Here is a 12,178-nt window from a genome sequence, read left to right on the forward strand (position 1 = left end):
CTTGGTGACGCTGGGCCTCGCCGACGCGGAGCCGGGCCACGCGCCGACGGCCACGGCCGGTGCGCCGGTCCCCGGGCCCGACGGCGTCACCGTCCTGCCCCAGCTCGCCGCCGACGCCACCCCCGAGGCCGCTGCCGACGCCGCCCCCGAGGCCGACGCGCGGTGGCGGCGCGGCCCGCTGCGCCGGCTGCCGCGACGTGGCCGACGTCGGAGCCGCGCGGACGCCGCGGGTGCGCGCAGCCGCGACATGTTCGGCGTGCGCGACCTGCTCTCGGAGGCCTCGCACGGCATCGGCGCGCGACCCGGGCGCCTCTTCCTGACGATCATCGGCACCGTGCTGGGCATCGGGTCGCTCGTGGTGACCGTCGGCCTCGCGCAGACCGCGGCGGGGCAGATCGCCAGCCGCTTCGACGCCGTCGCGGCCACCCAGGTGGTCGTCGAGCCGGCCACGGCGCAGACGCGCGGCGGCGAGCGCGCGACCGGCCGCATCCCGTGGGACGTCGAGGACCGCCTGGACCGTATCGCCGGCATCGAGGTGTCCGGGGCGATCGCGCCGGTCGACGTCGGCGACGCGCGGGTGACCGCCGTGCCGGTGAACGACCCGTCGGCGCCGACGCTCGCGAACCCGCAGATCATGGCGGTCACGCCCGGCCTCTTCGACGCGGTCGGCAGCACCGTCGTCACGGGGCGCACGTTCGACGCGGGCCACGACGAGCGCGCCGACCGGGTGGCCGTGCTCGGCTCGCGCGCCGCGCTGCGGCTCGGCGTCGTCCGGGTGGACAGCCAGCCGTCGGTCTTCATCGGTGACCGCGCGTACACGGTGATCGGGATCATCGACGACGTGCGCCGCCGCTCCGACCTGCTCGACGCCGTCATCATCCCCGTGGGGACGGCCCGCCACGACTACGACCTGGCGGGCCTGGAGCAGGCGCACGCACGGATGGCGATCGGCGCCGGGCCGGTCATCGCCGAGCAGGCGCCGATCGCGCTCGAGCCGAACAACCCCGAGACCATCGAGGTCCAGGTGCCGCCGGCGGGCTCCACCGTGCGGGAGAGCGTGCAGGCCGACATCAACGCGATCTTCCTGGCGCTGGGCGCGGTGGCGCTGCTCGTCGGCGGGCTCGGCATCGCGAACGTGACGTTGCTGTCGGTGCGCGAGCGCACCGGGGAGATCGGCCTGCGCCGGGCGCTCGGTGCGACCAGGCGCAACATCGGCAACCAGTTCCTGGTCGAGTCCGGCGTGATCGGCCTGCTCGGTGGCCTGGTGGGCTCGGCGCTCGGCGTCGCGGTCGTGGTGGTCGTGAGTGTCAGCAAGGAGTGGACGCCGATCCTCGACACCGTCGTGGTCGTCGGCGCGGCAGGCCTGGGCGGCGTCATCGGCGTCCTCGCGGGTCTGTACCCCGCGCTCAAGGCGGCCAAGATCGAGCCCATCCACGCGCTCCGCGGCGGCACCTGACCGAGCCCGCGCGTCGTCCCCCGCGTCGTCATCCCCCGCGTCGTCGTCCCCCGCGTCGTCATCCCCCGAGACGGTGAAGGGTTCCTACCGACATCCGGTAGGAACCCTTCACCGTGTCGGGAGACGGCGCGGGTCAGGCCGTCTGGGTGACCTTGTTCAGGCCGCGGGGGGTGTCCGGGTCCAGGCCCTTGGCCCGGGCCAGCGCAAGGGTCAGGAGCTGGCCGGGGACGATGAGCGGGATGGGTGCGAGCTCGGGGGGTAGGTCGGGCCCGGCGACCCGGACGTCGGCGAGCGCGCCGAGCGCGTCGTCGCCCCCGAGCACGTGCACGTCCGCGCCCGACGCACGGCACCGGCGCGCCAGCTCCACCATGCCGGGGGCCACCGCGGAGTCGGTCGCCGACGCGACGAGCAGCGCCGGGGTGCGGGCATCGAGCATCGCGATGGGCCCGTGCTGGAGATCGGCGCCCGAGAGCCCGACGGCGGCGAGGTGGCACGTCTCCTGGAGCTTGAGGGCGAGCTCGCGCGCCGTCGTCAGCGCGAGGCCGCGCGCCGTGACGACCATGCGCTCGACGTCGCGCAACCGGTCCGCGAGCGCGGCCGCCGCATCCTCCGTGCCGAGCATCCGGGAGACGGCCTCGGGGACGTCGTCGAGCTGGTCCAGCAGGCGTCGTTCCTGCCCGATCGCGAGCGCCAGCACCGCCACTGCGACCAGCTGCGCCGAGTACGTCTTCGTGGCGGGCACCGCGAGCTCGCGGCCCGCCGCGGTGACCAGGGCCAGGTCGGCGTCGCGTGCGAGCGGCGAGTCGGCACCGTTGGTCACCGCGATCGTGCGGGCGCCGCGCTGCTTGGCGTCGTGCATCGCCTCGACGATCTCCTCGGTCCCTCCCGACTGCGAGATGGCGACGGCGACGGTGTCGGAGAGGTCGACCTCGGCCCGGTACAGGGCGCTCAGCGACGGCGACGCGGGCACCGCCAGGACGCCGGCGCGCAGCGCCAGGAGGTACTGCCCGTAGAGCGCGGCGTTGTCGGAGGTGCCGCGGGCGATGAGGATCACCCGCCGGCGGTCACCGACCAGCGCCCGGATCTCCTCGGCGAGCGGCCGCAGCCGGTTCACCGTCGCCTCGATCGTCGCGGGCTGCTCGGCGATCTCGCGGGCCATCACGCGGCCGGCCGTCGACTCCACTGGTACGTCCTCTTCTCGTGTCGGTGGGCGCGGAGCCGCCCGCCGAGGACGGTCCGTGGGAAGGGCGGTCCCGCCCGCCAGGGGGTGGGCGGGCGGGACCACGCTCGTCAGGCCGTGGTGGCCCGCGGGTTCCAGGTGCCGCGGGCGACGGCCGGCGCGAAGGTGTCGACGTCGACCGGCCACGTGACCCGGGTACCCGTCTCGGCGGCCTGGTAGGCGGCCATGAGGAGCTCGGTCACCTGGACGCCGTTCGCCAGCGACTCGCGCGGCTGGCGGCGAGCCAGGAAGTCCGCGGCCACCGTGGCGTTCTCGGTGGTGTAGCCGTAGCTGAGGGACTCGTCGGAGAGCACCGGCATGAGGCCCTGCTCGGCGTTCTGCTTCTCGACCATGTCCTCGCCCTGGCTCTGCTGGAGCTCGCGGGACAGGAAGACGCGGGCCTCCGTGTTCAGGGTGTCGGCCGCCATCGAGTACTCCGGCCCGAGCAGCTCGAACGACAGGCGCAGGCCGGCGCCCACGAACGACCACGACGTCCCGGTCTCGGCGATGACCGGCTCGCCGTCGCCGTTGAGGAACGTGAAGGTCGCGCGCGCGTAGTCCTCGGACGGACGCACGCGGTAGTCGGGGGCCTTCGGGTACGCGCGCTGGAGGATCTCGGCGTACTTCTCGCGACCCCACTTCAGGGACGCGATGGTCGCCTCGACCGAGACGGGGGTGAGCCACGTCGACGGGTCCACACCGGGGGGCGTGAGCAGGTAGCGCGCGGCCTCTACCGAGTGGCACATCATGTCGCTCAGCGCGCCGCCGCCCTGCTTCTCGCCGTCCCAGAACCAGTCCTTGTGGGGACCCGAGTGCTCCTCGGTGCAGCGGGCGAGGTAGGGGCTGCCCGCGATCGCCGCGCCGCGGGACCAGATCAGCTCGTGCGGGCGGGTCACGGCCGGCGCGTACACCTGGTTCTCGAGGTACGCGTGCAGCAGCCCCGCGCCCTCGACCATCTCCAGCAGCTGGCGCGCCTCGTGCACGGAGCGCGCGAGCGGCTTCTCGATGGCGATCCCGATGAGATCGGCACGGCCGCTCGTGACCTCGTCGACGATGGCGCGCACGACCTCGAGCCGCGCGTCGTTCGGCACGAGCACCCAGATCGCGTCGACCTTGGGGTCGCGCGCCATGGCGCGGACGTCGTCGTAGACCTGGGCGTCGCCGAGGCCGGCGGCGCGCACGGCCTCGACCAGGCCGGCCGCGCCGTCGCGCGAGGTGACGCCGACGATGTCCGCGTCCCGCACCCCGGCCCACGAGCGGGCGTGGAAGTGCCCGATGAACCCGGCGCCGACGATCCCGACTCCCAGAACTCTTCTCTCGATCACTGACTCGTCCTTCCGTTGACTCTCGTGGGTGTGCGGGGGTGGCCGGGCGGGTCAGGCCCGCAGACGTTTCTGCCGGCCGTAGAACGACAGGAGGGCGACGAGGACGACGCCGTTGACGATGGTCCGCCACGCCGAGCCGATGTTGAGCGTGGTGAGCAGGCTGGTCAGCACGGTGAGCGTGACCGCGCCCACGGCCGTACCCAGGTACCCGCCGACACCGCCGGCGGCCAGGGTGCCGCCGATGATGACGGCCGCGATCGCCGGCATCGTGTAGTCGTCGGCCAGGTTGAGCATGACCGACTCGGTGTAGCCGACGAGCAGCAGGCCGCCCAGGCCGGCGAACACCGAGCCCGCGACGTAGGCGAGGATCACGGTGCGCCGGACGGGGACGCCCGACAGCTCGGCAGCCTGCGTGTTGGCACCGACCGCGAAGAGCCGCCAGCCGAACGTCGTGCGGCGCAGCAGCCACGTGACGAGGATCGCGATGGCCACCCAGAGGAAGAGCACCCCGGGCAGGCCGAGGACGATCTTGCCGTTGACGAGCGTCGTCAGGGCGGGGGCCGCGCGGCCGTCGGCGCGGCCGTTCGTGTAGACCATGATCAGGCCGTGCACGACGCCGGTCATGCCGAGCGTCATCACGAACGGCGGGATCCGCAGCATTGTCACGCCGAGCCCGTTGACCAGGCCGATCACGGCGCACACGAGCAGCGGGACGACGATGCCCGCCGCGACGCCCGCGTCGTCGCCCTGCATGATCCGCGAGCCGACGATGGCGGCGAACGTCGCCACCTTGCCGACGGACAGGTCGATGCCACCGCCGCCGGAGAGGATGACGATCGTCTGCCCGGCCGCGACCACCCCGAGGAAGGACGCGACGCGCAGCATGTTGACGATCTGCCCCCAGCCGGCGAACCCCGGGGAGACCAGCTCGCCGACGACGACCAGCGCGACCGTGACGACCCCGGCGATGACGATCGGGTCGCGGACGACGGCGGCCCAGCCGACCGAGCGGTCGGCGACGACGCTGACCTCGCGGTGGATGACGGTGCTCATCTGCGCCTCCTGCGGTCCGTCATGGTGAGCGCCGACAGCGCGAGCGCAGCGATGATGACGAGGCCGCTGACGAGCGGCCGGTAGTTCGTCGGGACACCGGCGAAGAAGATCGAGTTCTCGATGAGCGCGAGGGTCACCGCGCCCAGGGCGGCGCCGATGCCGCTGCCCCGCCCGCCGGTGAGGGCGATGCCGCCGATGACCACCGCGGCGACGGAGTCGAGCGTCATGCCGAGCCCCACGAACGGGTCCCCGGAGCCGGAGTTGGCGAGCAGCGCGATCGCGGCCAGGCCGCCGAGGGCCCCGCACAGCACGTAGGAAAGGATCTGCACGCGCGGGACGGCGACCAGTGACGCATACGACGCCGCGGGGTCGCCGCCCACCGCGTACACGTGCCGCACCAGCCGGGTCCGCGCCAGCAGGAACCACAGCCCGAGCACCGCGAGCAGCAGCCACGCGCCGGCAGGCAGGCCGAGCATGGTCTCGCGGTAGCCCCGGGCGAGGGAGGCCGGGACGGAGCCGCCAGGCGTCGGCAGCACGAGGAGCGCCGCGCCGGAGAAGACCGACGCGGTCGCGAAGGTCACGATGATCGGCTGCAGTCGTAGGAGCGCGATGACCAGGCCGTTGACCAGCCCGCACCCCGCACCGACGGCCACGGCCACGGCCGCACCCGCCAGGAGGTTGCTCTCCTGACCGTCCATGACGACGACGGCGGTCACGCTCGCCACGGTGACCGACGCGCCGATCGACAGGTCGATGCCCCCGCCGATGACGACGACCGCCTGGGCCAGCGCGACGAGCACGAGGGGCACGAGCGTGGCCGTGGTCGACGTCATCGAGTAGGGCGTGAAGAAGTTGTCCTGGACCGCGGCGTTCGTCGCGACGGCGACCGCGAGGAGGGCGACCACCATCCAGGTGGACATCCGGGCGTGCCGGACGCCCTCGACGAGCTCGGCGAGCCGGTCCGCCGGGCGGTTGACGGTGTCGGTCATGCCGGCCCCTCCTCGACGTCCACGCCGAACGCGGCCGCCACGAGCGCGTCGACGGTGAGCTGGTCACGCTGGATCTCCGCGCTCACGCGCCCCTCGAACAGGACGACGACGCGGTCCGCCAGCTCGGCGAGCTCCCGGTCCTCGCTCGAGTTGAAGACGACGGCGACCCCGCGGGCGGCGAGGGAGCGCATGAGGTCGTAGATCTCGGCCTTGGCGCCGACGTCGACGCCCTTGGTCGGGTCGTCCAGCAGCACGAGCCGCGGCTGCGCCAGCAGCCACTTGCCGATGATCACCTTCTGCTGGTTGCCGCCGGAGAGGGAGGACACCGGGTCGGCCAGGCGGCCGAGCTTGATGGCGAGGGCCTCGACCATCCGACGGGCGGCCTCGCGTTCGCGCGCCGGGCGCACGAACGTCCGCGCCGCGGCCCGCTGCTCGAGGCTGACCACGGAGAGGTTCTCCTGGATGGGGCGCACGCTCAGCAGCCCCTGGGTGCCGCGGTCGCCGGGGACGAGCGCGACGCCCGCGCGGGCGGCCTGCCGCGGGTTGCGGAACCGGACGCGCCGGCCGGCCAGCTCCAGGTGGCCGTGCGTGACGCGCGTCGCGCCGAAGAGCGCGAGGAGCAGGTCGCTCTGGCCCTGGCCCTGGAGCCCGCCGAGGCCGACGATCTCGCCGGGGCGGACCGTCAGGTCGATGTCGGTGAAGCCCGGTCCACCGAGCCCGCGCGTGACGAGGACCGGCACCTGGTCGTCGTCGGTGGCGTGCTCCGCGGTCGGCCGCGCCGTGGTGGCGGGCGACGCCGTCGGGGTGGTCGGCGCCGGGGCGGGCACGCCCACCATGAGCTCGACGAGCTGCTGCTCGGGGGTGCTGGCGATCTCGACCTCGGCCACGGTCACGCCGGAGCGGACGATCGTGGCCCGGTCGCAGATCTCGTAGACCTCGTCGAGGCGGTGCGAGACGAACAGGACCGCGACGCCGTCGGCGCACAGCTCGCGGACGATCCGGAAGACGTGGTCCACCTGGTGCTTGTGGAGCGAGGCGGTCGCCTCGTCGAGGACGAGGATGCGCGGCCGGCGGGCGAGGGCCTTGGCGAGCTCGACGAGCTGCTGCTGCCCCGGGTTCAGGTCGCCGACGCGCGCCGTGGGGCCGACGCCATCCAGCGCATCCGCGAGGCGGGCGAGCGCGTCGCGGGCGGTGGCGCGGACCTGGCGGTTGCGCAGCAGGCCGGCGACGGCGGGCTCGACGCCGAGGGCGACGTTCTGCTCGACGGTCAGCTCGGGCAGGAGGGTCAGCTGCTGGTAGACCGCAGCGATGCCGAGGCCGGCGGCGTCGGCGGGCGACGCGATCCGCACCGACTGCCCGTCGATGGTGATCTCGGCGCCGTCGGGGGCGACGACGCCGGTCAGGACCTTGTTCAGGGTGCTCTTGCCGGAGCCGTTGGGCCCGAGCAGTCCGTGGACCTCGCCGCGGTCGGCCGTGAGGCTCGCGCCGTCGAGCGCACGGACGCCGCCGTAGCGCTTCCGGACGCCGCGCATCTCGAGGATCGCCACGTCTGCGCCTTCCTTCCTGGGTGGTGCGGGAACCGGTCCGGGGGCGGGCACGTGGCCCGCCCCCGGGCCGATCGGTCACTTGAAGAAGTCGGCGACCGCGTCGCGCGTCAGCACGTCGTCCATGACGTAGGCGTCACCGAACTCCGCGATGGCCTCCCAGTGCTCAGCGAAGTTGTCGCTGGTCACGACGGGCGGCGTCGGGAGCGTGAGGGTGTTGCCGTCGAGGACGCCGTCCTTGAAGGACTTGCCCTGGAGCAGCGCGACGGCGACGTGCACGGCAGTGCCGGCGGTGCCGGGCGGGTTCACGACGCCGATCGACTCGTAGCCGTCGGCGCTGAGCTCGTCCCACATCCGCATGTAGCCGCCGCGGGCCTCACCCGAGACGAAGATCTGGTCGGTCTTGCCGGCCGCCTCGATCGCGCGCAGCACGCCCTGCGCCATGCCGTCCTGCGTCCAGACGCCGTCGATGTCCGGGTACGCGGCGAGCAGGTCGGACATGACCTGCTGGCCCGTCGCCTGGTCCCAGCCGCCGTCGGCGACGGTGAGGACCTCGACACCGGCCTCCTCGAAGGCGCTCTCCGCGGTGGCCCAACGGACCTCGTTGGCCGGGTGACCGGAGATGCCGTTGACGACGACGATCTTGCCGCCCTCGCCGACCTGCTCCGCGAGCCACTCGCTCGACGGCCGGGCCCACTCGCCCTGGTCGATGACGACGTTGGTGACGCTCGGCTCGGTGACGGCCTGGTCGACGGCGAGGACAACGATGCCCTGGTCGGTGGCCTCCTTGAACACCTCGTTGAGCGCGGTCTCGGACGACGGGTCGACGATGATCGCGTCGACGCCGCGGTTGATGAGGTTGCGGATCTGCTGGATCTGGCCGTTGGTGTCGGTGTCCGCGTTCTCGAGCACGAGCTCGTCGAGCACGCCCTCGGCCTCGTACTCCTCGAAGACGCTCGTGACGTCGTCCACCATCTGCGTCCGGTACTCGCTGCCGATGAAGGCGTTGCTGAGACCGATCGTGAACGGCCCCTCGCCTCCGGACGTCTCGCCTTCCTCGGAGCTGCCGGAGCACCCGGCCAGCGCGAGGCTCGCCACACCGAGGGCAGCCACCCACGGGACAGCTCGCTTGAGCATCGTTCCTCCTCGAACTTCTCTCCGCCTGCTTCTTCTCAGTGTGAGCAGAACGCGGGGATCGTAACACCCACCTGGCGGTCTGATGCAAGCCGCCGGAACGCCCTGATCGCGGCGAGAAGGGTGGCCGACCAACGAGGGCGCCTGGGATGTCCGAAGCGCGCGCGTTCGACCTGCGGTGCCCGCGCTCCCATCGCGGTGGGGCGTGAACCAGATCACACCCCGGACGCGCGCGCGGGGGCGCACGCATGCCGACCGGGCAGACGCGGGCCAGGTCGCGCGGGCCAGGCAGACGCCAGGTCGCGGGCTGCGCCGCGCGGCGTCAGTCCTGGGCTGGGAGCGAGCCCGCCTCGGCGAGTGCGCCGTCGAGCGAGCCGACGGCGTCGATGGCGAGCTCGGCGACACCGACGAGCACGCCGTGCCCGTGCGAAGGCCCGAGGAGCCGCGGGACGTGCGGGATGCGGCCGGACAGCCGCTCCTCCAGGCGCGGGATGAGCAGGTCCGCCGAGCCGCCGATACCGCCGCCGAGCACCACGGCGCCCGGGTCGAGCACCGCGGCCACGTTGGCGAGCGCCAGCGCGAGCTCGTCGCAGATCTCGTCGACGAGCCCCGTCGCGACGGGGTGGCCACGACGGGCCATCTCGAAGACGGACGCGGCGGTGAGGGGACCGGCGACCTCGTCCGCGAGGCCCAGCTCGCGCGACCGGCGCGCGATGCCCTCCGCGCCGACCCGGCTCTCGATGTCCCCGAAACCGGCGTACGTCTGCCGGAGCGAGCTCGTGCCGAGCAGCATGTAGCCGATCTCGCCGGCGGCCGCGGTGTGCCCGCGATACAGGGCCCCACCTGCGATGACGCCCGCCCCGATGCCGTTACCGAGGTTGAGCGCGACCATGGCCGCGGTGCCGCGCGCCGCGCCGTGGCGGTGCTCGGCGATGGCCAGGGCGTTGGCGTCGTTCTCGGCGACGACCGGCAGGTCGCACGCCGTGCGCAGCACCCGCGCCAGGCCGACCTGGCGCCAGCCGAGCACCGGCGCCCAGTCGACCACTCCGTCCGGGGTGACGACGCCCGGCACCCCCACACCGACGGCGATCACCGCGCGTCGGCGGGCACGTGCGGACGCGAGCAGCCCGAGCGCGACGTCCCGCACCTGGTCCAGCCGCTGGCGCGGGCCGGCGCCGTCGGGCACCGGCTCCTCCACGAGTGCGGTCACGCCGCCCGTCAGGTCGACGAGGGCGCTACGGGTGACCTGGGAGCCGATGTCGACAGCCGCGACGTACGCCGCCTGCTCGTTGAACCGGACCACCATCGACGGCCGTCCGCGCCCCGTCGTCGCCGTGCCCACCGAGACGATGAGCCCGCGCTCGAGGAGCGAGGTGGTGAGGCGGTTCACGGTGGCCGGGGACGCGCCGATCCGCTCGACGAGCTCCGACCTGGGCAACGGACCCTCGGCCCGCAGCACCCGCAGGATCACGTCCCGGTTGTGCCGGGACATCGACGTCGCCGAGAGCGAGTGGTCGCGATCCACGGGACACCCCCTGATGCCGGGACGGGTCGGGCCCGTCGGTTGGACATTCTGTCGGCTGCGCGCTCTAGACTATCGCTCACTCTAAGCAAAAGTGGGAGCCATGACACTCGCCGACGCCGTTCTCTACGCGGGCTGGACCGCAACTCCGCCCCCTCCCGACGCCCCAGCGTCCTGGATCGACCTCCGCCGCGCCAGCACTGACGGCGCCGGTCCCCTGGTCGGCGTCGACGTCGGGGGGACGAAGGTGCACGGCGCAGCCTGGGCGCGCGACGGCGCGGCGCTGTCCGAGGCGGCCGCGTCGACCGAGCCATCCGGGGGGCTCGCCGCGGTAGACCAGATCGCCGCGCTCGCCACGGGCCTCGGCCGGGGGCGACGCCCATCGGCCGTCGTGCTCGGCGCGGCCGGCATCCCCCAGCCCGACGGCACGCTCGCGCACGCTCCGAACCTGCCAGGCTGGGATGCGCTCGACGTCCCCGCGGCGCTGTCGGCGAGGCTGGGCGCTCCTGTGGTGATCGAGAACGACGTCGCCCTGGCGGCGTGGGGCGAGCACCTGTGGGGCGGGGAGGCCGACCTCGCGTTCATCGCCCTCGGCACGGGCATCGGCGTCGGGATCGTGCAGGGCGGGCGGCTCCTGCGGGGGGCGACAGGCGGCGCCGGCGAGGTCTTCGACCTGCCGCTGGTGACCGGCAGCGCCGTGCCCGGTGCGCGGACGCTCGAGGACGTGGCCTCGGGCCCGGGCCTCCAGCGCGAGTACGCCGCCCGGGCGGGTGCGGCTGACGGAGGCGCCGGGGCTGGCGGGGGCGGTGCGGGCGGTGCGGACGCCGGGGCCGGTCGGAGCGGTGCGCTGGCCGCGACGCGCGACGTCCTCGCCCGCGCGCAGGACGACCCAGCCGCGGAGGAGGCGGTGACCGCCGTCGCCGCCGCCGTCGCCCACCTCGTCGTCTCGATCCGCTGCCTGCTCGACCCCCGGATCATCGTGCTCGGCGGCGGGCTCGGGTCACGTACCGAGATCGTCGACGCCGTGCGTCGCCAGCTCGGCGCGGGGGCCCACCGCCCCGTCGACGTGCGCGTCAGCCGGCTCGGCCCGCGCGCCGCGACCGTGGGCGCGCTGGGCCTCGCCCACGCCCGCGCCACGGCGCGCCTCTGAGCGCGAGCGACGACGCCGCGTCCGCCGAAGGGTTCCTACCGATATCCGGTAGGAAACCTTCACCGTGCCGGGAGACGGCGCGCCGGGCGCCGCGGCGTCAGGGGTGAGAAGGCTGTGCGTCGCCTGGCGGTGCGAGGCCTTCCCCGCTGCCGGGCGGCAGGCCCGCGCGCCGGGCGGCGCGACGGCGGCGGAAGCGCAGGATGCGCCACAGCGCGAAGCCGATGGCGATGAGGACCAGCACCACCAGCACCGGGACCAGGATCGCGAGGATGGTCACGGTCGCGGACGTGACGTCCTCGGCGGCGGAGACGAACGGCGTCCCCAGGCCGAAGGTGCCCGCATTGACGATCGGGCGGCTCAGGGCCTTGCCCGCGTGCACGGTCCCCGCGAGCGCGACGCCGATGGCGGCGCCCACCCAGGGGTTGTCGCGCCACCAGTCGGACTGCTCGATCTGCTGCGCGCCCGACGCCGCCGCGAACATCACCCCGCCCATGAGCGGGCGCACGGCGGTCTGCAGCACGTCGGAGACGTGGTCGACGCCGGGCACCTTGTCGAAGACGACGTCCGCGACGAGCAGCGCCATGCCGACGCCGATGGCCCACCAGGACGAGATCCAGTCGAGGCTCGGCGGCAGGTCGAGCAGGTTCGTGAACCGGTCGAGCATCCCGACCAGCACGAACGGGATGAACGCGTTGAGCCCGGCGGCCGCGGACAGTCCCGCGCCGGTGAGTGCGGCGAGCATCGGCGCCTCCCTTCGGCTGCGGTCAGGCTAGCGGTGGGCGCGCG

Annotated in this window: 10 protein-coding genes; 2 read left to right on the forward strand and 8 right to left on the reverse strand. The window is 74.0% G+C overall.

Annotated elements, in window-relative coordinates; genetic code table 11:
• Positions 1-247 precede the first annotated feature (247 nt).
• Positions 248-1,456, forward strand: coding sequence for an ABC transporter permease (locus tag AFE02nite_RS12200; protein WP_034247093.1), 1,209 nt, complete (start codon positions 248-250; stop codon positions 1,454-1,456).
• Positions 1,457-1,589: 133 nt separating this feature from the next.
• Here the strand turns inward: AFE02nite_RS12200 and AFE02nite_RS12205 are convergent, their stop codons facing one another.
• The 7 genes from AFE02nite_RS12205 to AFE02nite_RS12235 all read right to left on the reverse strand — a co-directional run bounded on the left by AFE02nite_RS12205 (position 1,590) and on the right by AFE02nite_RS12235 (position 10,245).
• Positions 1,590-2,639 carry an SIS domain-containing protein gene (locus AFE02nite_RS12205; protein WP_222594394.1) on the reverse strand — a complete coding sequence of 350 codons (1,050 nt, stop codon included), beginning with the start codon at positions 2,637-2,639 and terminating at the stop codon, positions 1,590-1,592.
• 107 nt (positions 2,640-2,746) lie between these two features.
• Positions 2,747-4,000 carry a Gfo/Idh/MocA family protein gene (locus tag AFE02nite_RS12210; protein ID WP_222594395.1) on the reverse strand — a complete coding sequence of 418 codons (1,254 nt, stop codon included), beginning with the start codon at positions 3,998-4,000 and terminating at the stop codon, positions 2,747-2,749.
• Positions 4,001-4,051: 51 nt separating this feature from the next.
• Entirely contained in the window at positions 4,052-5,053 is a 1,002-nt protein-coding gene (locus tag AFE02nite_RS12215; protein ID WP_146819743.1) for an ABC transporter permease, read from the reverse strand.
• Entirely contained in the window at positions 5,050-6,042 is a 993-nt protein-coding gene (locus tag AFE02nite_RS12220) for an ABC transporter permease (RefSeq protein ID WP_222594396.1), read from the reverse strand. Before AFE02nite_RS12220 ends, AFE02nite_RS12215 begins: the two co-directional genes overlap by 4 nt.
• Positions 6,039-7,589 (reverse strand): sugar ABC transporter ATP-binding protein, encoded by a 1,551-nt coding sequence (locus tag AFE02nite_RS12225; protein ID WP_052113773.1) that lies wholly within the window; start codon positions 7,587-7,589, stop codon positions 6,039-6,041. Before AFE02nite_RS12225 ends, AFE02nite_RS12220 begins: the two co-directional genes overlap by 4 nt.
• Before the next feature lie 75 nt (positions 7,590-7,664).
• Entirely contained in the window at positions 7,665-8,723 is a 1,059-nt protein-coding gene (locus tag AFE02nite_RS12230; RefSeq protein ID WP_052113772.1) for a substrate-binding domain-containing protein, read from the reverse strand.
• A gap of 319 nt (positions 8,724-9,042) precedes the next feature.
• Positions 9,043-10,245: an ROK family transcriptional regulator gene (locus AFE02nite_RS12235; protein ID WP_052113771.1), complete on the reverse strand. Its 1,203-nt coding sequence runs from the start codon at positions 10,243-10,245 to the stop codon at positions 9,043-9,045.
• 100 nt (positions 10,246-10,345) lie between these two features.
• On the opposite strand from AFE02nite_RS12235, the gene AFE02nite_RS12240 reads away from it, so the two are divergent.
• Positions 10,346-11,392, forward strand: a complete 1,047-nt coding sequence (locus AFE02nite_RS12240) for an ROK family protein (protein ID WP_146819744.1) — start codon at positions 10,346-10,348, stop codon at positions 11,390-11,392.
• A gap of 97 nt (positions 11,393-11,489) precedes the next feature.
• On the opposite strand, the gene AFE02nite_RS12245 is transcribed toward AFE02nite_RS12240, so the two are convergent.
• Positions 11,490-12,134: a DUF4126 domain-containing protein gene (locus AFE02nite_RS12245; RefSeq protein ID WP_052113577.1), complete on the reverse strand. Its 645-nt coding sequence runs from the start codon at positions 12,132-12,134 to the stop codon at positions 11,490-11,492.
• Positions 12,135-12,178 lie beyond the last annotated feature (44 nt).

It is taken from the genome of Actinotalea fermentans, assembly GCF_007991475.1.
Taxonomy (GTDB): domain Bacteria; phylum Actinomycetota; class Actinomycetes; order Actinomycetales; family Cellulomonadaceae; genus Actinotalea; species Actinotalea fermentans.